The following is an 18799-nucleotide window of genomic DNA, read 5'->3' as shown; positions in this document are numbered from 1 at the left end:
ATGGAAATGACAATTAAAGCAAGTGATGAACAATTAAGAAAATCAAAATCGGCAAAATTGATTTTGTTATTCGCCATGGTAAGTATGACCATGATGTTTGCAGGACTTACAAGTGCGTTTGTGGTAAGTAAATCAAGAGCTGACTGGTTGAAGGATTTTCAATTGCCAACTGCATTTTATTATAGTACAGCAGTAATTATTGGTTGCAGCGTTACTTTTTATTTAGCAAAAAAAGCAATTCAGAAAGATAATAGAAGCGCAGTTACGGCATTGCTTTTAGGGACTTTGGCTTTAGGGGTTTTGTTTATAGTGTTGCAATTTCAAGGATTTGGACAAATCGTTGAAAAAGGGTATTATTTTACAGGACAAGGTAGCTCAATTACTACAACTTTTCTTTATGTAGTGACTGTGACGCACTTATTGCACTTGGCAGGTGGATTAATTTCACTTTTAATTATAATTTATAATCATTTTAAACAAAAATACAATTCGACTCAAACTCTTGGTATAGAACTAGGTGCGATGTATTGGCACTTTTTGGATTTATTATGGGTGTATTTATTTTTATTTTTATATTTCTTTAAATAAGAAAAAAACGTAAATTTGGGAACTTTTTAACGAATATCTTTTATGGAAGCGACAGTTACTACTGCAAATAACAACGAAAAAACTTGGGGAGGCGGAGAGGATATCCAGCCATTAGGAGCAAGTTATGGTAAAATGATGATGTGGTTTTTTATCGTATCAGATGCCTTGACATTCTCTGGATTTCTTGCTGCTTATGGTTTTTCTAGATTTAAATTTATTGAAACTTGGCCTTTGGCTGACGAAGTGTTTACTCACTTCCCATTTATGCATGGCGTTTCGGCTCCTATGTATTATGTAGCCTTGATGACTTTTATCTTGATTTTCTCATCTGTAACAATGGTATTGGCTGTTGATGCAGGACATCAATTGAAAAAGACAAAGGTTGCAATCTATATGTTCTTGACTATTGTTGGAGGTTTTATTTTCGTTGGTTCTCAAGCTTGGGAGTGGAAAAACTTCATTAAAGGAGAATATGGTGCAGTTGAAACAGCAGGTGGAAGCTTATTGCAGTTTGTTGATAAAGAAGGTAAAAGAGTAGCTCTTAATGAGTTTGCTGTAAAATTGCCAGAACAAAGAGAAGCTTTGACAAGAAGCCATTCAACTTGGTTCATGGAAGATGCAGAAACACAGCCAACATATACAGTTGCGGAAGTACAAGCTGGATTTAAAGCGCATCCTGAATTATTAATAAGAACTGAAAATCTTACTAAAGAGAAAAAGAAAACTGTTTTATCAAGAGAAGACTCTGAAACTCGTTTAGCGACTGCTAAATATGTAGTTGAGGGTGCAAACTTGACTAGAAACGAATACGGAAGTAAATTATTTGCTGATTTCTTCTTCTTCATCACTGGATTCCACGGATTCCACGTATTCTCAGGAGTTATCATTAATATCATTATCTTCTTTAATGTTTTATTAGGAACTTACGAGAAAAGAAGAAGCTACGAAATGGTAGAGAAAGTTGGATTATACTGGCACTTCGTAGATTTAGTTTGGGTATTTGTATTTACAGTTTTCTACTTAGTTTAATTTTTTAAGATTTATTATTATGGCACACGGTCACGAATACGTATCAAATACAAAAAGAATCTGGTTTGTTTTTGCATTACTATCAGTAGTAACTACAGTAGAAGTTATTCTTGGTATCTACAAACCTGCATCATTAGAATTTAATCATTTTGTTGGTTTGAATTTATTGAACTGGATTTTCTATATCCTTACAATTTTCAAAGCATATTATATAGTATGGGCATTTATGCACATGGAAGGTGAAAAAAGCAGCCTTAGATGGTCTGTTGTATCACCAGTCATTTTCCTAGTTTTATATTTACTGTTTATTCTTTTGACAGAAGGACATTATATTTATGGGGTTTTTAAAGATTCTACTATTAAATGGAATTTTTAACATGATATTAATTCGAAAAGAGTCCCGATAACATCGGGATTTTTTTATTTTTGTACCTCAATATTTTCCCGCATAAACAATGAAAAAAAATATAGTTCTCTTTGTACTTTTTGTCTTGCCAATTGTAGCTTATTTATTTTTTGCTTCTGGAGTAAATAGCTTTACAACACTTCCTGTAATAACACCTAAAGTAGCTGACTTTGGAAATTGGAATTCATTAAACGGAAAAAAAATCTCTCTTAATAAGAAGATTACGGTACTTGGTTTTGGAGGTACTAATATTTTAGAAAACCGAGGTAATTATTTTAATCTAAATGAAAAAATCTACAAACGTTATAATGGTTTTGAAGATCTTCAGTTTGTAATTCTGTGTCCACTTGGGACCGAAAATGAGGCAAAAAAAATAGTTGATGCCTTATCTCCTTTTACAGATGTTAAAAATTGGAATTTTGTATTTGCTTCAAATGAAGAAATTCAAAAATTTTATGATGGGCTTCATCTAAAAGAAAAACTAGATAAGAATCTTGAAACTTCAAATGTTTACATAATTGATAAAGAAAGAAATCTTAGAGGAAGAAAAGATAAAGACGAATACAAAGAAGGATACAATACTTTTCATCCTTCTGAGCTGAGTAACGAAATGCTTGATGATTTCAAAATCATTTTATATGAATATCGTGCAGCCCTTAAAAAGAATCACAACGCCACAAAACAACTTTAATTTTTATCGAAATGTTTAAAAACAAATCATATATCGGAATTTCGTTTGTAGTTCTAATTTTTGGAATTTATGCAGTGCCAAAAATCGTAAATAGAATTCAAAACGGTGAAGTTGTAAAAGGAAACCGTTTGGATAATGTTGGTTCTAAGAATGCCAAAGAAGATGGGAAATTGCTAACCATTGGCCCAGCTCCTAAATTTGAATTAACAAATCAGGATGGCGTGAAAGTTTCAAATGAAACATATAAAGGGAAGGTTTATGTTTTGGAGTTTTTCTTTACAACTTGTCCTTCAATTTGCCCAAAAATGAATTTGAGCATGCTGGAAATTGAGAAAACTTTCTTTGGAAATCCAAATTTCGGAATTGTTTCCATAACAATCGATCCAGGCCATGATACGCCTGCAGTCTTAAAAGATCATGCAAAATTAATAGGAGTGAAATCTTCGAATTGGAATTTCCTTACTGGTGACAAAGCAACAATAATGGACTTGTCAAATAAAGGATTTAATTTATATGCTGGTGAAAATGCAAAAGTAAATGGAGGTTTTGAGCATTCGGGTTTATTTGCTTTAATTGACAAAGATGGCAAAATTCGTTGCAGAAAAGATGAGTTTGGAAACCCTATTTTGTATTATGATGGTTTAGATAAAAAAGGAGTTAGAGAAATTCAGGAAGATATTAAAGTATTATTAGAAGAATAAGATGGAAGATAATTCACTAGAAAAAAAATATAATAAATTCATAGTTGCGGTTTCAATTGTAATACCAGTTGTTGTAGCAATTTTATTTGGTGTAAAACTAAAAGATTTTGGATACAATGTTGAGCCATTATCAATGTTGCCTCCGGTTTATGCAACCATAAACGGAATAACGGCTGTTGTTTTAGTTTGGGCTGTGATTGCAATTAAGAATGGAAAACGTGTTTTACACGAGCGGTTAATGACTTTGGCAATTGCTTTGTCTGTAGCTTTTTTAGTGATGTATGTTGCATATCATATGACGGCTGATTCTACTAAATATGGCGGTGAAGGTATTTTGCGCTATGCGTATTTCTTTATTTTGATTACTCATATTTTATTGTCAATAGCAATTATTCCTCTTGTTTTGATCACTTACGTTAGAGCGCTTGCGCAACGTTTTGACAGACATAAAAAAATAGCTAAAATCACTTTTCCGCTTTGGTTGTATGTTGCGATAACAGGAGTTGTGGTTTACTTAATGATTTCTCCTTACTATGTACACTAAAAATAAAATATCAAATTTTAAAATGCTAAAGAATACTAATTTTCAAAGACTTTTTTTTGGATTTTGTCTTTTCTTAATCGGAGTTTCTGCAAATGCGCAATGTGCAATGTGCCGTGCAGCACTGGCGGGAGATTCGAATACTAAAAAAGCAGAAGCAGTAAATGATGGAATTGTATATCTAATGGTAATTCCGTATTTGCTAGTGGGTATAATTGGTTATCTGATTTACAGAATGTACCAATCTAAAAAGAAAAAAGCAGTCTAAATTTAGACTGCTTTTTTTATTTTAATCCATCAACAGAAACATTCACGGTTCCGTTTATTTTGATAAAAGCGATAATCGCTTGATTCGTTAACTGAATTTTATCAAAAACTATATCTTCCATTTTCCCATTTACAAAAACTCCAGGCATTGGCGAATAGTTTTTAAGGTACGAAGCCATACTTTTTTTGCCTTCCTCCAAATTTGGTTGAATGGAATAACGGCAACTTGCTTCCATCTTTCTTAAAATATAGCCTTGCCCCAACCAGCTTGCAGTTCTCATTAATTTGCTTTTGGTATCTAAAACATAATCCAGTTTGTCAAAATAAATTTCCTTGGTTTGCGGATTGTATTGCGGAAATCCGTTCAGATATAATGTTCCGTTTATGGATCCTAAAACATCCAATGCAATAACCATTTTTCCGTCTTTGTGCCAGATAGAAACACTTTTTACGGTTATTTTTTTGCCTCCAGAGCCAAATTCCTGATCAGCAAAATTTTTCGTCATTATTTTAGAAGCATCCGCATAAGTTGATATTGCTGCGATATTAGCACTAACCTGATTCGGGATTTTAGCAACAGGTTTTAAAACAATTTTATTGGCATTGAATTTTGATTCTGGTTGTTTGCCAACAATAGTTTCCATATTGCATTTCATTCCCATATCCAATAAAAAGGAATCGTTTTTGAGTTTTGCGTTTGTTGAATAAACTTCTATTGGAGCAATTCTTAACCAGCTTTCATACGTGTCGCTCATTTGAAATGGCGTACAAATTTTTTCTAGCGCAGTTAAAACATTCGACTTAAAATCCATCGATTTTTCAATTGATTCGTCGATTTTCTTTTCAATTTTTGATTTGAAAATAGAAATTGCTGGATTTATCAAATACGTAATTGGCATGCTTTTTCCAAAAACCATCATAGTTGGGCTTTCGCTCCACTCCAATGATTTGAATTCGGTTTTTGTGTTTAATTTCCAATTGGTCAACGCGACATCGCTTGATAAAGTAATTACGCCGTTCAAATTAAATTCACGAGTATCATAAAGTTCGACTCCTAGTTTTTTTGTTCCAATTCTATATTTTACAGTTGCTTTTAACGGCAAAACAGTTTTGATCTTTTTATCTGGAGAAGTCGGATCGTTTTGAATTTTAATAGGTGCCTGTTTCCAGACTTTCATTTCAATATCATCATCTTCGATATTGTTGTCTTCATAAATTAATCCGTTTAAAAGGGCGTTTGTTTGATTTTCAATGTCCGATAATTTTACAGTTATCGGCAAATTAATAAATGAAGGACTAGCATCATAAACCAGCGGACTTGCATCATCTGGTTCTGGTTTTAAAGTTTCTAATTTTTGAGATGTTGAACAGCCAGCAAGAATTGCAATAGCTATAAATAAAGCGAAAATTGAAGTAAGCTTCATTGGTACAATTTTTTTTAGTGACACAAAATTAAGAAAACAATTAAATAATTGTAAAAAAGTGTAACAATTGCGAAAGACTGCCGTCTTATTTAAATATTAAAACGAAATTATTAACGTTTTGTTATCATAATTTACTTATAAAAAATATTATTATTGTTTTAAAAAATTAACAATACCATGATTGAAATCAAAGATTTGCATAAATCCTATAAAATGGGAAGTTCAGAACTGCATGTGTTAAAAGGCATAAATTTTAATATTGAAGAAGGTGAGCTGGTAGCTATCATGGGATCTTCAGGATCTGGTAAATCGACCCTCCTAAATATTTTGGGAATTTTAGATGAGGCTGATTCTGGAAGTTATACTTTAGATAAAACTCCGATTAAAAAATTGAATGAAACAATAGCGTCAAAATACCGTAATAAATTTTTAGGATTTGTTTTTCAGTCTTTTAACTTAATTAATTATAAAAGTGCACTTGATAATGTAGCGATGCCACTGTATTATCAAGGTATCAAAAGAAAAGAACGTTATGAAATTGCTATGAAATATTTGGAGAAAGTTGGTCTGGGTTCTCACTCGCACCACTTGCCAAATGAACTTTCGGGAGGTCAAAAACAACGTGTTGCAATTGCAAGAGCATTAGCCTCAAATCCGAAAGTTTTGCTTGCCGATGAACCTACTGGAGCTTTGGATACTAAAACTTCTTATGAAGTTATGGAGCTTATTCAAGGAATTAACGATGAAGGTAAAACAATTTTGATCGTTACGCACGAACCCGACATTGCCGCTATGTGCAAGAGAAATGTGGTCCTGAAAGACGGATTAATTATCGATGATAAAAAAGTAGAACAAGTTAGAGCTTCATCTTATGTTTAATATTGAGCGTTGGCAAGAAATATTTGAAGCAATCTCCAAAAATCGGTTGCGAACTTTTTTGACGGGAGTTTCAGTTGCATCTGGAATTTTTATTTTGGTGATTTTGCTTGGAGCGGGAAAAGGTCTTCAAAATGGAATTGAAAAACAATTTGAACGCGACGCCGCAGGAATTATAGAGGTTTGGTCTGGTACAACAACAAAAGAGTACAAAGGACTAAATCCAGGAAGACAAATTCAGTTTAGGAATAGTGATTACAATCAATCAGTTCAAAAATTTGAAGATAAACTAGATTTAAGAGCCTCTACACAGAATTATTGGGGAGCACAATTTGCTTATGGCAAAGAAAATGGAAATTATCAATATAGAGGTGTTGATCCTGATTACGGACAAGTTGAAAATCTAGTTATCGTACAGGGAAGGTATGTCAATGCTAAAGACTTACAAAACAATGAAAAAGTCGCTACTATTGGTATGAAAATAAAAACTGATTTGTTTAAAGATCAGGATGCTCTTGGAAAAGAAATACAGATCAATAATATCAACTTTAAAGTAATTGGGATTTTTACAGATCCGGGAGGGGAAAGAGAAGAAGCAAGAGCCTATTTGCCTTTAACTACAGTGCAAAGAGCTTTTGGAGCCGGTGACAAAATCAGTAATATGTTTTTTACATTGAAAAAAACAAATGATTATGATGAAGCATTGGCGCAGTCTGAAAAATTCACTCAAGATTTAAAAGATTTATTGAAAAGCAAAAACATGGTTGCTCCTGATGATGACAGTGGGGTAGGTGTGTACAATTCGGTTAAAGATGCTAAGCAATTTTATGACTTGAATTTATACATCAGATTGTTTTTTTGGTGGGTTGGTATTTGTACGATCATAGCGGGAGTTGTGGGTGTGAGTAATATTATGCTTATCATTGTTAAAGAAAGAACTAAAGAAATTGGAATTCGAAAAGCACTTGGTGCATCGCCATTTTCAATTATTACAATGATTCTTCACGAATCAATCTTTATTACCACAATTGCTGGTTTTGTAGGATTGTTGATGAGTCTATTATTGTTGGAACTTGTTGGGCCAATGGTACAGAGTGAATATTTCAGAAATCCAGAAGTTGATTTCAGCGTAGCATTGACAACATTAGTTTTGCTTGTTTTCGCGGGCGCAATGGCTGGTTTTTTTCCAGCATACAGAGCAGCCAAAATCAAACCTATTGTAGCACTTAGAGACGAATAATTATGTTTAAGAAAGATAATTGGGACGAAATTTTACAGGCCTTGACTGCAAATCCTTTCAGGACAATCTTGACAGCGTTTGGAGTGTTTTGGGGAATCTTCATTTTGGTGATTTTGCTTGCTGCAGGAAATGGTCTGGAAAACGGAATTAAAAAAGGCTTTGACGGGATCGCCACAAATACCATGTTTATGTGGAGCCAAACGACATCAAAAGCTTATAAAGGTTTGCCTAAAACACGCCGTTATGATTTTAGAAACAGCGACGTTGCAGCTTTAAGAGCCGCGTTGCCGGATTTGTTATATGTTTCACCAAGAAATCAGTTGGGTGATTTTAACGGAACAAATAATGTGGTTCGAGGTACAAAAACTTCTTCGTTTACTATTTATGGAGATTATCCGGAGTTGATTAAGCAACAACCAATGGATATTATTAAAGGTCGTTTTGTAAACCAACAAGATATTGAAGGAAAAAGAAAAGTTGCAGTAATTGGTAAAGGAGTTATCAGCGAACTTTATGGGAAAGAAGAAGAATCTGTAGGGACTTATATAAAAATCAACGGAATAAACTTTATGGTTGTTGGGGTTTATAAATCAAAACAACAAGGTGGAAATGCAGAGCAGGAACAAAAAAACATTTTTATTCCGTTTACGACTTTTCAGCAGGCATTCAATTATGGAGATAAAGTTGGTTGGATGGCAATTACGGCGAAAGATGAAACTTCGATTACCGATTTAAAACCAAAAATCTTGGAAATCATTAAAGCATTGCATTCCGTGCATCCAGCAGATGATAGAGCAGTAGGTAATTTTGATTTGTACGAACAGTTTAACAAAGTGCAAAGTTTGTTTAATATCTTAAAAATCATTGCTTATTTTGTTGGAACATTGGTTTTGATTTCTGGAGTAATCGGGATTTCAAATATTATGCTTATTGTAGTTAAAGAACGTACAAAAGAAATTGGAATTCGAAGAGCTTTAGGGGCTACTCCTGCGGCGATTCGTGGACAAATTTTATCAGAATCTATCTTTTTGACTATTATTTCAGGAATGCTCGGAATAGCCGTCGCCACCGGAATCATAGCTGTGTTAAATATGATTTTGGATTCGATGCCCGCCGACAGCAATACGATGTTTGCCAGTCCGAGCGTAGATTTAGGAGTTGTATTTGTTGCCTTATTAATATTAGTGGGTTCAGGTTTGTTGGCTGGATTTATCCCTGCACAAACCGCAATTAATGTAAAGCCAGTTGACGCTTTACGAACAGAATAATTATCAATCAAAAATATAATCGATTAAACCAAAAACAAAATGAAAAAAGGAGTAACCGTAACCATTTTAATCTTTATTGCTGTAATTTTCTTTGGTGCACTTTATTATTTGTATGCTAAGAATCAAGAGTCGCCAATTGTTTTTCAGACGGAGAAGGCAGAGATTAAAACGATAGTAAAAAACACCATTGCAACGGGTAATATTCAGCCTGATGAAGAGGTCTTAATCAAACCAAATATCTCAGGGATTATTGAAGAAGTATATATCAAAGCTGGCGAGAAAATCAAAGCTGGGGATATGATTGCAAAAATTAGAGTTGTTGCCAATGTCTCAAATGTAAGCAGTACTCAAAATCAAGTGCAAACTGCAAAAATTGCATTAGACAATCAAGAAAAAATCTATCAAAGACAAAAAACTTTGTTTGATAAAGATGTAATTTCTGCAAACGATTTTGATGCAGCTCAAGTGGCTTACAAACAAGCAAAACAAAATTACTTGGCAGCAAAACAAAGCTTGGATATTGTAAAAACAGGTACAACAACATCTTTAGGTAGCTATGCAAATACATTAATTCGTTCAACTGTAAACGGAATGGTATTAGCGGTTCCTGTAAAAGTTGGAAACCAAGTTATCGAAAGTAATAATTTCAACGAAGGAACTACAATTGCTAGTGTGGCTGATGTTGGAAGAATGATTTTCATTGGAAAAATTGACGAATCTGAAGTAGGTAAAATCAAAGTTCAAATGCCAATTGAAATCACTGTTGGAGCTATCGAAAACAAGAAGTTTGAAGCAGTTCTAACTGATATCGCACCAAAAGGTGTAGTAGAAAATGGCGCAATTCAGTTTGAGATCAAAGCTTCTTTGCAAAATAGAGAAGGAACTTTTATCAGAGCTGGCTTAAGTGCAAACGCATCAATCATTTTAGAGAAAGCAGACAAAGTTTTGGCTATTAAAGAATCACTTGTGCAGTTTGACAAAAAAACTCAAAAACCTTACATAGAAGTTGAAACTGCTCCACAGAAATTTCAAAGAAGAGATTTAGTATTGGGAGTTAGCGACGGAATTTATGTTCAAGTTAAAAGTGGCATTGCAGCTTCTGATAAAATCAAAATCTGGAATCAAGGCTTGATTAACGAAGGAGATAAGGATAAAAAATAATTTGATTATTTAAAGGAGTTTTTGGGTTTTTAAAATGTTAAATTTGCGTGGCTCGTTTGCTGTGCTTCATTCAAAATATATGAAAATAAATAAAATAAATAGTCTTGTTTTTGCCATGCTTTTCGGATTTGGATTGTCAGGTCAGGCGCAGACAAAACAATGGACATTAGAGGAATGTGTACGATATGCATTGGATAATAATATCACGATTAAAAATTCGGAATTAGACGTTCAAAATGCTGAAATAAATAAAAAAGATGCTTTCGGTAGATATCTTCCATCTGTAAACGGAAATGCATCGCATTCATGGAATATTGGTTTGAACCAGGATGTGACTACAGGAGTTTTGCGTAATCAGACAACACAGTACTCATCTGTAGGTTTAAATGCTGGAGTTGATATTTACAAAGGGCTGCAAAACCAAAATACATATAGACGAACAAAACTTGCTATTATTGCATCTCAATATCAATTATTGAAAATGCAAGAAGATGTTTCGTTGAACGTTGCGAATGCTTTTCTTCAGATTTTGGGCTATAAAGAAGATTTAAAAATCAAAACAGAACAACTTGCTATTGATGAAAAACGTTTAAAGCGTTCTGAAGAAATGGTAAGTGCCGGAACAATTCCGCGTGGTGATTTATTTGATCTGAAAGCAACTATTGCAACAGATAAGCAAAATATTGCGGTTTCTGAGAATAATTTATTGATCTCAAAGCTGAGTTTAGCACAGCTTTTACAGCTTAAGGAATTTGCTGATTTTGATGTTGTTGATGATACGAATGCAAAAGATGAAAATAATATCATGGCACAAAGTCCAATTGATATTTATAATAAGGCAAAAGAAACTAGAACTGAATTAAAACTGGCACAAACCAATCTTGAAATTGCCGAAAAAAATGTAGCTATTGCAAAAGGAGCCTTTCAGCCAACTCTTAGTGGTTTTTATGGCTTTAACACAAGAGCAAGTTATAGTGATCAGGTAAAGTTTGATTCTAATAATCAGCCTTATACTGTAGGTCCAGACCCACTATTCCAGCAGTTTAGTGATAACAAAGGACACAATTTTGGTTTGCAATTGAATGTTCCAATTTTCAATGGATTCTCAGTTCGAAATAATGTTGAACGAAATAAGGTAAGTTTAGAGAAATCTAAAATAGATTTAGAGCAAAAAAGTTTAGATTTGCAACGTAACGTTTACACTGCATTTACAAACGCAAAAGGAGCGCTTAATACATATGAAGCTGCAACAGTAACATTAGAAGCAAGACAACAAGCTTACAATTACGCAAAAGAAAAGTATGATGTAGGATTGATGAATTCATTTGATTTTACGCAGGCTCAAACATTGTTGACAAATGCACAGTCTGAAGTTATTAGAACGAAATACGATTATATATTTAAAATAAAAATTCTTGAATTCTATTTTGGAATTCCAATTGTTCCAATTCCTGCTAAATAATTTACTATGTCAAAAAAAACAATTTATTTCTTGGTTGGAGGTGCATTTCTTATAATTGCAACTTTAATAGTTCTGTCGAAAAAGGGAGTTATAGGAAATAAGGATGAAGGAAAAGAAGTAGAAATCTCGAAAGTCGTTTCTTCTACGATTGTTGAAACAGTTTCAGCAACAGGAAAAATTCAGCCAGAAATTGAAGTGAAAATTTCGCCAGAAGTTTCAGGAGAAATTATTTTGCTGAATGTTAAAGAAGGGCAAGTAGTAAAAAAAGGGGATTTATTGGTTAAAATAAATCCAGATTTATATACGTCAAGCTATAATCGTTCTGTTTCAAATTTATCAGGAACTAAAGCTGGATTAACACAATCTGAAGCTAGTTTTAAAGAGGCAAAAGCCAATTATGAGCGTAATAAAACTTTGTATGATAAAGGAGTAATTTCAAAATCAGATTGGGATAAGGCAATTGCATCTTTTGAAGTTGCGAAGGCAACAAGACAAAGTTCTTATTATAACGTTCAAAGTGCTTCTGCATCTGTAAATGAAGCGAGAGACAATTTAGGACGTACCACTATTTATTCTCCAGCCGATGGAACAATTTCAGTGCTAAATGTTGAGCTTGGAGAACGTGTTTTAGGAACACAACAAATGGCTGGAACTGAACTTTTGCGAGTTGCAAATTTAAACAATATGGAAGTTGAAGTTGATGTCAACGAAAATGATATTGTGAAAATTAAAATTGGAGACGAAGCTAATGTTGAAGTGGATGCTTATTTGAAAAAGAAATTCAAAGGTGTCGTAACCAGTATATCAAACTCAGCAAGTACGGCCTTGACTTCAGATCAGGTTACAAATTTTAAGGTTAAAGTTCGAATTCTGAAAGAATCATACCAAGATTTATTAGAAGGAAAACCAAATACATATTCACCTTTTAGACCTGGAATGACAGCAACTGTTGACATTATTACAACAACAAAAACAAATGTTTTGGCAGTACCAATCAGTTCTGTTGTTGTAAAATCGGATACTACGGCGGTAAAAGATTTTAAAGTTGAAGATCCAAACGAAGATAAAAAAGCAGCGCCAAAAAGTGATAAAAAATACGAATGTGTTTTTGTGAAAGTAGGCGATAAAGCTAAAATCAGAATCATTAAAACAGGAATTCAAGATGATACTAACATAGAAGTAATGTCTGGATTAAAACCAGGAGATGTTGTAATTACAGGTCCTTACACAACAGTTTCTAAAGACTTGAATTCTGGAGATAAAGTGAAACTTAAAAAGGTAGAAGCTCCTAAGAAATAATTGCTATGATTATTGCATTACATGGCGGATTTTCAATGGAAATGATTTATGTTTTTGGTGCGGCATTAGTAACAATTGCTGTATTTCTTATTTACATACATTATCGCTTATATAGATCAGAATATTATAATGAAGAATATGTTTATTTTTCAGCATTTAAAAAACTGTTCTTGTATGTAGGTTTTTTGATTGTCAGTTTATGCATTGCAATAGGATTGTTTTGGATATTGTCATTCCTTTTTATCGGGATAGCTGTAGCAGTTCAAAAATAATTTTAATTTAAAAAATAAATATTTTGTCTTTTATTCTCAACATCGAAACAGCAACTAAAAATTGTTCAGTATCAATTGCAAAAAATGGAGAAACCATTGTATGCCGGGAAATTGCTGAAGAAGGATATTCGCATGCCGAAAAACTTCATGTTTTTATTGAAGAAATAATTGCCGAATCAAATATCTCGGTTCAAGATTTAGTGGCAATTGCCGTAAGTCAGGGACCGGGTTCTTATACAGGGTTGCGAATTGGCGTTTCTGCAGCAAAAGGATTGTGTTATGCACTAAATATTCCATTGATCGCTGTTGATACGTTGCAGACTCTGGCTTCGCAGGTTTCTATTTCAGAAGGAAAAATTATTCCGATGCTTGACGCTAGAAGAATGGAAGTATATAGTGAAGTTTTTACAGCCGATTTAAAAGCAGAAAGAGCTATTCAAGCCGAAATTATTACCGAAGATTCTTTTGCCGAATATAAAGAAGTACTTTATTTTGTTGGTGATTGTGCTGATAAATGCAAACCTGTTTTGACAAAACAAAACTTTGTCTTTTTAGAAGAAATCAAATATCCTTCTGCACGCGAAATGAGTAAAATCAGTTTTGATAAATATCAAAAAAGCGACACTGTTGATGTCGCTTATTTTGAACCTTATTATTTGAAAGATTTTATGATGCCATTGCCATCAAAAAAATAATTCATTTTATTTTTGAAGTGTAAAAGGCTGAACAGAGATTCCTGCTTCGTCTAAAGCGGCTTTGCAATTCTCTAAAGTTTCAGAAAAAACCGCGCTGTAATTGGCGTTTTTTGCCCAAGGGCGCACTGCAAAATCCACAGAACTTGCTGATAAATTTTTTACAAAAACTTCAGGTGCAGGGGTCTTCAGTACTTTTGGATTTGTGTTCAAAACGTTCAAAAGCACATCTTTTGCTTTTTTAATATCAGAATCATAAGAAATTGAAAAAGTCAAATCGGCTCTTCTTTCTCCTTGCATCGAATAATTGATAATTGTTCCATTTGATAAGGCACCATTTGGAACAAAAACGGTCTGATTATTTCCAGTTAGCATTTTGGTTACAAAAATCTGAATTTCTAAAACAGTTGCAATTACGCCTTGCGCCTCGATTGTATCCCCCACTTTAAAAGGCTTGAAAACAATAATCAGCATGCCACCAGCAAAATTAGAAAGTGAACCTTGAAGTGATAAACCAACTGCAAGTCCCATTGCTCCTAAAATAGTTACAAATGACGTAGTTGGAATTCCGAGTTTTGAAATAACCGTTACAAATAATAAAATTCGCAGGGCCCATAATAAAATATCAGCAAGAAATTTTGTTAGAGTAGGGTCTAATTCACGCTTAACCATCACTCTTCTGATGACTCTGTTGATTAATCTGATGGCGTATAAACCAACAAATAAAATAAAAAATGCTGAGATTAATTTTGGAGCATAGTCCATTACTACCACATCGATAAATCTAGAGGCGTAAGTGCTTAATTGTTCTGGGCTCATAATTGTATTTTAAGAATAAAAAAACCTTCTCAAAAGAGAAGGTGTATATTATTTGCAAATATAAAGAATATTTAATTTTATAAGAAAAGAATGCGTTTTTTATTCTTTTCCTGCTTCCTCAATTTCTGGTTCGCTTGTGTCAACAACAGTTTCAGAAGCGATTGCTCTTGTGTCATCAACAACTTCAGCAGTTTTTTCTTTTACAGTTTCAATAACATCGCTTATGGCGTCTGATGCTTTTTCAGCATATTCGCTTACAACTTCTTTAGCCTGATGTGCGTATTCTGTAGCAGATTCAATTATGGGTTCTGATGCCTCTTTAGCTTTTGCGATGGTTTCTTCGGCAAAAGTCTCCGCTTTTTCAATGTATGGAGCTGCAGCTTCTTTTGCTTGCTCAAAAGTAGTTTCGGCATTGTTTGCCAATTCGGTTACAGATTCTTTAGTTGAACCAAATAAATTTTTTAAAAAAGATGATAATCCCATAGTTTTATATTGATTGGTTTAGAATACAATATTAAACTTTTTCGCAGAATAATAATGTTCTCGTATTGATAATTTGTTGAATACAAGATTACTATAAGGTTAAAAAAAACGTCCGCATTGTGCGGACGTTTTTCGTTTGTATAAATGTTTTTCAGATTAAGCATTCAAAGCTTCAACTGTAATTGCTTCATCGTTCAGCATGCTTTTTAGCATATTTTCGATACCGCTTTTTAAAGTAAAAGTTGATGATGGACAACCGCTGCAAGCACCTTGCAAAATTACTTTTACGGTTTTGTTGTCTTCGTTATAGGAATCAAAAGCGATGTTTCCACCATCTGCCGCAACAGCTGGTTTTACGTATTCTTCCAAAATATTGATGATTTGCTGTGAAGTCACATCTAATTTGTCAAATGCTTCATCTTTTGCTGCTTCATTTTTCGCTTTTGTTTCGATTAAGCTTTCGTCTAAAACAGTTCCTCCGTTTTCGATATATTGTTTGATGAAAGTTCTTAATTCCAAAGTAATTTCATCCCAGTTATTGATTTCATACTTCGTTACCGAAATATAATTTTCATCAATAAAAATTTCTTTTACATATGGGAATTTGAATAATTCCTGCGCAAGCGGAGAAGAAGCGGTTTGATCAATGTTTTTGTATTCAACGGCATTTCTAGTCAACATTCTGCTAACAACAAATTTTAAAGCTGCTGGGTTTGGAGTTGTTTCTCCATACACAGTAATAGGCTGTTTTTTAGGCGCATTTTCGTCAATGTTTACAATAATTCCTCCTTTGTTTACAAAAGCTTCAATTTGTTCTGCAACAGCGTCTTTTACATCGTCCCAATCTACAATGCTGAATCGTTCAATAGCAATAAAATTTCCAGAAATATATACTGTTTTAACAAACGGAAGGTAGAATAATTGCTGTGCAAGAGGTGAAGATTTAGCCTCGTCAATGTTTTTGAACTCAAAATTTTGATTTCTTGTGATGAAATCATCAAACTCAAACTTAAGAATGGTAGGGTTTTGTGTTTCTTTTATAGTGATTTTTGTCATGGTCGCATATTTTTTGCAAATTTAGTAAAGTTATTTTCTACTAATACTTATATTTGGTTTTTTAATAAAATAATTAAGACTCTTTACATATAAATCGTATTAAATTGCAAGAGTCGGAAATTTACTTAAACAAATTTGCCTTTATGGAATTTAGAATCAGAGTTTTATTTATTTTTTTAATTACATCATTTTATTCTTATTCGCAAGAGGGAATTCCTGTATATTCTGATTATTTATCCGACAATCTTTACTTGATCCATCCATCAATGGCCGGTGCGGCAAATTGTGCAAAAATTAGATTGACAGCTAGAAAACAATGGTTTGGAGAGGATGAAGCGCCTTCTTTGCAGACATTAAGTTTTAATGGTCGTATTGGAGAACGTTCTGGAGCCGGAATTATTGTTTTTAATGATAAAAATGGATACCATTCTCAAAAAGGATTGAAACTTACTTATGCACACCACATTTTGTTTTCTAGAGATGAGCTTGATTTGAACCAGCTTTCTTTTGGTATTAGCGGTGGCTTGATTCAGAGCCAATTAGATGAAACGACATTTGGCGGAACTTTTGATCCAATTGTTTTTGGTTCCATCCAAAAAGATTCTTATTTCAATGTCGATGTTGGAGCTTCTTATAATTATTTGAACTTTTATGCACATGCAACAGTTCAAGGACTTTTAGAAACAAGAAGAGAACTATATACTGATTATGAAAGCGATAATTTGAGAAAATTTTTGCTTAGTGCTGGATATGTTTTCGGAAAAAGAGAAAGTTTTACATGGGAGCCTTCGGTATTGCTTCAGGTTTTTGATAAGACAAAAGAAAAATCTATCGACTTGAACATGAAGGGCTACAAAAACGTGGATTTTGGAAGTATATGGGCAGCTTTTTCATATAGAAGAAGTTTTGACGGCGCACAATACAGTACAGGAAGCGGTGTTAAAGCTCAAAAACTGCAATATTTTACGCCAATAATTGGAATCAATTATAACAATTTTATGTTTGCTTATACGTACTCACAAGTTATGGGCGATGTGAAATTTGATACTGGCGCATATCATCAAATTACGTTGGGAATCAATTTATTCTGTAAAAAAGAACGTTACGATTGTAATTGTCCTGCTATTAATTAATTTGCTATGTTAATCAAGTCTGTAAACGGAAAATCACCTCAAATTCCTGAGGATTGCTATGTTGCTGAAAATGCGACAATTGTTGGCGATGTATCTTTTGGACATTCCTGCAGTGTTTGGTTTAATGCTGTTGTTCGCGGTGATGTTCATTTTATTAAAATTGGCAACAAAGTAAACATTCAGGACGGAGCTATTATTCATTGTACGTATCAAAAACATCCAACAATTATTGGTAATAATGTTTCAATAGGACATAATGCAATTGTCCACGGCTGTACAGTTCACGATAATGTTTTGATTGGAATGGGCGCAATTGTGATGGATAATTGTGTAATCGAAAGCAATTCAATTATCGCAGCGGGTGCAGTTATTACTCAAAATACTGTTGTAGAATCTGGAAGCATTTACGCGGGCGTTCCGGCAAAAAAGGTAAAAGATATTGATCAATCTAATTTTGCGGGCGAAATTGAGCGTATTTCAAACAATTACGTGATGTATTCAAGTTGGTTTAAAGACGAAGAACAATAATAAAAAATCCCAATATTTAAATTCCAAATTCAAAAAAAAAATCAAATACTTGAAATTTGGATCCCGATAGCTATCAGGCTTATTTGAGTTTATAAATATTATAAGTTGATTTTTTCAAAGAACGCTGTTTTGTAGCTTTCGCTAATTGGGATTCGCTTGTCACTAATCAAAACTTTATTTTTTTGGATCGATTTGACGTGTTTTATATTAATGATATACGATCTGTGAATTCGGGAAAAGCCTTTGCTGGAAAGTAAATTTTCTAGTTTTATTAAACTTATTAAAGTCAGCGTGAATTTATTGTCTGTAGTATATATTTTTACGTAATCTTTCAGTCCTTCGATGAATAGAATATCAGCAAAATTCATTTTTACATTCTCATATTCAGCTCTTACAAACATAAAATCCTGTTCTAATTCAGGTGGCGTTGTATTTTCAGAAATTGCTTGAATAGCTGTTGCTGGATTTACAATTTGTTGTGCTCTCACAACCGATTTTAAAAAGCGATGAAACGGAATAGGTTTTACTAAATAATCAACTGCACCAAGATTAAAACCTTCTACAGCATAATCAGAATAAGCAGTGGTAAAAATAACCAAAGGCTTTTTTTCGATTGTATTTAAAAAATCAATTCCAGAGAAATGTGGCATTTGAATATCAAGAAAAATTAAATCAACATTGTTTTGATTGATAAAAGACACAGCATCAATAGCATTATTAAAAGTGCTGATCAATTCCAGATAATCTACTTTTTTGACAAAATCCTCTAATAATTCAACTGCTAAAGGTTCATCATCAATAATTACACATTTCATTCTACTGGAAATTAGATTTTTAAAATTTGTTTTTGGTGTTCAAAAGTA

The 18799-nt window shown here is 33.2% G+C and carries 22 protein-coding genes; 17 read left to right on the top strand and 5 right to left on the bottom strand.

Going from position 1 to position 18799, the window contains the following annotated elements; all coding sequences use genetic code 11:
• The 7 genes from H600_RS0121415 (at position 1) to H600_RS0121385 (ending at position 4224) form a co-directional block, all read left to right on the top strand.
• Entirely contained in the window at positions 1-588 is a 588-nt protein-coding gene (locus tag H600_RS0121415) for a cytochrome c oxidase subunit 3 (protein WP_026730710.1), read from the top strand.
• 42 nt (positions 589-630) lie between these two features.
• Positions 631-1617 carry a cytochrome c oxidase subunit 3 gene (locus H600_RS0121410; RefSeq protein WP_026730709.1) on the top strand — a complete coding sequence of 329 codons (987 nt, stop codon included), beginning with the start codon at positions 631-633 and terminating at the stop codon, positions 1615-1617.
• Between the two features lie 19 nt (positions 1618-1636).
• A complete protein-coding gene (locus H600_RS0121405) occupies positions 1637-1993 on the top strand; it encodes a cytochrome C oxidase subunit IV family protein (RefSeq protein ID WP_026730708.1) in 357 nt (118 codons plus the stop codon).
• Between the two features lie 79 nt (positions 1994-2072).
• Positions 2073-2714 carry a hypothetical protein gene (locus tag H600_RS0121400; RefSeq protein WP_026730707.1) on the top strand — a complete coding sequence of 214 codons (642 nt, stop codon included), beginning with the start codon at positions 2073-2075 and terminating at the stop codon, positions 2712-2714.
• Between the two features lie 11 nt (positions 2715-2725).
• Complete coding sequence (locus tag H600_RS0121395) at positions 2726-3415, top strand: SCO family protein (RefSeq protein ID WP_026730706.1); 690 nt, start codon at positions 2726-2728, stop codon at positions 3413-3415.
• 1 nt (position 3416) lies between these two features.
• Complete coding sequence (locus H600_RS0121390; protein ID WP_026730705.1) at positions 3417-3959, top strand: DUF420 domain-containing protein; 543 nt, start codon at positions 3417-3419, stop codon at positions 3957-3959.
• Positions 3960-3981: 22 nt separating this feature from the next.
• The gene (locus H600_RS0121385; protein WP_051234487.1) at positions 3982-4224 is read left to right on the top strand and encodes a hypothetical protein; all 243 of its coding nucleotides are present in this window, start codon (positions 3982-3984) and stop codon (positions 4222-4224) included.
• 16 nt (positions 4225-4240) lie between these two features.
• Here H600_RS0121385 and H600_RS0121380 read toward each other — a convergent pair whose 3' ends face one another.
• On the bottom strand, positions 4241-5647 hold the full coding sequence (locus tag H600_RS0121380; RefSeq protein ID WP_026730703.1) for a DUF4403 family protein: 1407 nt from the start codon (positions 5645-5647) through the stop codon (positions 4241-4243).
• Positions 5648-5824: 177 nt separating this feature from the next.
• Between H600_RS0121380 and H600_RS0121375 the strand changes: the two genes are divergently transcribed.
• The 8 genes from H600_RS0121375 to tsaB all read left to right on the top strand — a co-directional run bounded on the left by H600_RS0121375 (position 5825) and on the right by tsaB (position 13920).
• Positions 5825-6526, top strand: coding sequence for an ABC transporter ATP-binding protein (locus H600_RS0121375; RefSeq protein ID WP_026730702.1), 702 nt, complete (start codon positions 5825-5827; stop codon positions 6524-6526).
• Complete coding sequence (locus tag H600_RS0121370) at positions 6519-7763, top strand: ABC transporter permease (protein ID WP_026730701.1); 1245 nt, start codon at positions 6519-6521, stop codon at positions 7761-7763. Before H600_RS0121375 ends, H600_RS0121370 begins: the two co-directional genes overlap by 8 nt.
• 2 nt (positions 7764-7765) lie before the next feature.
• Entirely contained in the window at positions 7766-9031 is a 1266-nt protein-coding gene (locus H600_RS0121365) for an ABC transporter permease (protein ID WP_026730700.1), read from the top strand.
• A 39-nt stretch (positions 9032-9070) separates the two neighbouring features.
• A complete protein-coding gene (locus H600_RS0121360; protein ID WP_026730699.1) occupies positions 9071-10192 on the top strand; it encodes an efflux RND transporter periplasmic adaptor subunit in 1122 nt (373 codons plus the stop codon).
• Between the two features lie 79 nt (positions 10193-10271).
• A complete protein-coding gene (locus tag H600_RS0121355; protein ID WP_026730698.1) occupies positions 10272-11654 on the top strand; it encodes a TolC family protein in 1383 nt (460 codons plus the stop codon).
• 6 nt (positions 11655-11660) lie between these two features.
• Positions 11661-12953, top strand: coding sequence for an efflux RND transporter periplasmic adaptor subunit (locus H600_RS0121350; protein ID WP_026730697.1), 1293 nt, complete (start codon positions 11661-11663; stop codon positions 12951-12953).
• A gap of 5 nt (positions 12954-12958) precedes the next feature.
• Positions 12959-13225, top strand: a complete 267-nt coding sequence (locus H600_RS0121345) for a hypothetical protein (RefSeq protein WP_026730696.1) — start codon at positions 12959-12961, stop codon at positions 13223-13225.
• A 23-nt stretch (positions 13226-13248) separates the two neighbouring features.
• Positions 13249-13920 (top strand): tRNA (adenosine(37)-N6)-threonylcarbamoyltransferase complex dimerization subunit type 1 TsaB, encoded by a 672-nt coding sequence (gene tsaB, locus H600_RS0121340; protein ID WP_026730695.1) that lies wholly within the window; start codon positions 13249-13251, stop codon positions 13918-13920.
• 6 nt (positions 13921-13926) lie between these two features.
• Here tsaB and H600_RS0121335 read toward each other — a convergent pair whose 3' ends face one another.
• The 3 genes from H600_RS0121335 to H600_RS0121325 form a co-directional block, all read right to left on the bottom strand.
• Positions 13927-14736 (bottom strand): mechanosensitive ion channel family protein, encoded by an 810-nt coding sequence (locus H600_RS0121335; protein ID WP_026730694.1) that lies wholly within the window; start codon positions 14734-14736, stop codon positions 13927-13929.
• A gap of 99 nt (positions 14737-14835) precedes the next feature.
• Positions 14836-15219 carry a hypothetical protein gene (locus tag H600_RS0121330; protein ID WP_026730693.1) on the bottom strand — a complete coding sequence of 128 codons (384 nt, stop codon included), beginning with the start codon at positions 15217-15219 and terminating at the stop codon, positions 14836-14838.
• A 156-nt stretch (positions 15220-15375) separates the two neighbouring features.
• Complete coding sequence (locus tag H600_RS0121325) at positions 15376-16275, bottom strand: NifU family protein (RefSeq protein WP_026730692.1); 900 nt, start codon at positions 16273-16275, stop codon at positions 15376-15378.
• A gap of 143 nt (positions 16276-16418) precedes the next feature.
• On the opposite strand from H600_RS0121325, the gene H600_RS0121320 reads away from it, so the two are divergent.
• Both H600_RS0121320 and H600_RS0121315 read left to right on the top strand, forming a co-directional pair.
• Entirely contained in the window at positions 16419-17408 is a 990-nt protein-coding gene (locus H600_RS0121320; protein ID WP_026730691.1) for a PorP/SprF family type IX secretion system membrane protein, read from the top strand.
• Positions 17409-17414: 6 nt separating this feature from the next.
• Positions 17415-17936, top strand: a complete 522-nt coding sequence (locus tag H600_RS0121315) for a gamma carbonic anhydrase family protein (RefSeq protein WP_026730690.1) — start codon at positions 17415-17417, stop codon at positions 17934-17936.
• A 98-nt stretch (positions 17937-18034) separates the two neighbouring features.
• On the opposite strand, the gene H600_RS0121310 is transcribed toward H600_RS0121315, so the two are convergent.
• On the bottom strand, positions 18035-18751 hold the full coding sequence (locus H600_RS0121310) for a LytR/AlgR family response regulator transcription factor (RefSeq protein WP_026730689.1): 717 nt from the start codon (positions 18749-18751) through the stop codon (positions 18035-18037).
• Positions 18752-18799 lie beyond the last annotated feature (48 nt).

Origin of the sequence: Flavobacterium denitrificans DSM 15936, assembly GCF_000425445.1 — a bacterium.
GTDB classification, from domain to species: domain Bacteria; phylum Bacteroidota; class Bacteroidia; order Flavobacteriales; family Flavobacteriaceae; genus Flavobacterium; species Flavobacterium denitrificans.
This window is presented reverse-complemented; position numbering and strand designations above follow the sequence as displayed.

Excerpts from the sequence above, each read along its gene's own strand:
- H600_RS0121415 (WP_026730710.1), top strand. The coding sequence starts at position 1 with ATGGAAATGACAATTAAAGCAAGTGATGAACAATTAAGAAAATCAAAA.
- H600_RS0121410 (WP_026730709.1), top strand. The coding sequence starts at position 631 with ATGGAAGCGACAGTTACTACTGCAAATAACAACGAAAAAACTTGGGGA.
- H600_RS0121405 (WP_026730708.1), top strand. The coding sequence starts at position 1,637 with ATGGCACACGGTCACGAATACGTATCAAATACAAAAAGAATCTGGTTT.
- H600_RS0121400 (WP_026730707.1), top strand. The coding sequence starts at position 2,073 with ATGAAAAAAAATATAGTTCTCTTTGTACTTTTTGTCTTGCCAATTGTA.
- H600_RS0121395 (WP_026730706.1), top strand. The coding sequence starts at position 2,726 with ATGTTTAAAAACAAATCATATATCGGAATTTCGTTTGTAGTTCTAATT.
- H600_RS0121390 (WP_026730705.1), top strand. The coding sequence starts at position 3,417 with ATGGAAGATAATTCACTAGAAAAAAAATATAATAAATTCATAGTTGCG.
- H600_RS0121385 (WP_051234487.1), top strand. The coding sequence starts at position 3,982 with ATGCTAAAGAATACTAATTTTCAAAGACTTTTTTTTGGATTTTGTCTT.
- H600_RS0121380 (WP_026730703.1), bottom strand. The coding sequence starts at position 5,647 with ATGAAGCTTACTTCAATTTTCGCTTTATTTATAGCTATTGCAATTCTT.
- H600_RS0121375 (WP_026730702.1), top strand. The coding sequence starts at position 5,825 with ATGATTGAAATCAAAGATTTGCATAAATCCTATAAAATGGGAAGTTCA.
- H600_RS0121370 (WP_026730701.1), top strand. The coding sequence starts at position 6,519 with ATGTTTAATATTGAGCGTTGGCAAGAAATATTTGAAGCAATCTCCAAA.
- H600_RS0121365 (WP_026730700.1), top strand. The coding sequence starts at position 7,766 with ATGTTTAAGAAAGATAATTGGGACGAAATTTTACAGGCCTTGACTGCA.
- H600_RS0121360 (WP_026730699.1), top strand. The coding sequence starts at position 9,071 with ATGAAAAAAGGAGTAACCGTAACCATTTTAATCTTTATTGCTGTAATT.
- H600_RS0121355 (WP_026730698.1), top strand. The coding sequence starts at position 10,272 with ATGAAAATAAATAAAATAAATAGTCTTGTTTTTGCCATGCTTTTCGGA.
- H600_RS0121350 (WP_026730697.1), top strand. The coding sequence starts at position 11,661 with ATGTCAAAAAAAACAATTTATTTCTTGGTTGGAGGTGCATTTCTTATA.
- H600_RS0121345 (WP_026730696.1), top strand. The coding sequence starts at position 12,959 with ATGATTATTGCATTACATGGCGGATTTTCAATGGAAATGATTTATGTT.
- H600_RS0121335 (WP_026730694.1), bottom strand. The coding sequence starts at position 14,736 with ATGAGCCCAGAACAATTAAGCACTTACGCCTCTAGATTTATCGATGTG.
- H600_RS0121330 (WP_026730693.1), bottom strand. The coding sequence starts at position 15,219 with ATGGGATTATCATCTTTTTTAAAAAATTTATTTGGTTCAACTAAAGAA.
- H600_RS0121325 (WP_026730692.1), bottom strand. The coding sequence starts at position 16,275 with ATGACAAAAATCACTATAAAAGAAACACAAAACCCTACCATTCTTAAG.
- H600_RS0121320 (WP_026730691.1), top strand. The coding sequence starts at position 16,419 with ATGGAATTTAGAATCAGAGTTTTATTTATTTTTTTAATTACATCATTT.
- H600_RS0121315 (WP_026730690.1), top strand. The coding sequence starts at position 17,415 with ATGTTAATCAAGTCTGTAAACGGAAAATCACCTCAAATTCCTGAGGAT.
- H600_RS0121310 (WP_026730689.1), bottom strand. The coding sequence starts at position 18,751 with ATGAAATGTGTAATTATTGATGATGAACCTTTAGCAGTTGAATTATTA.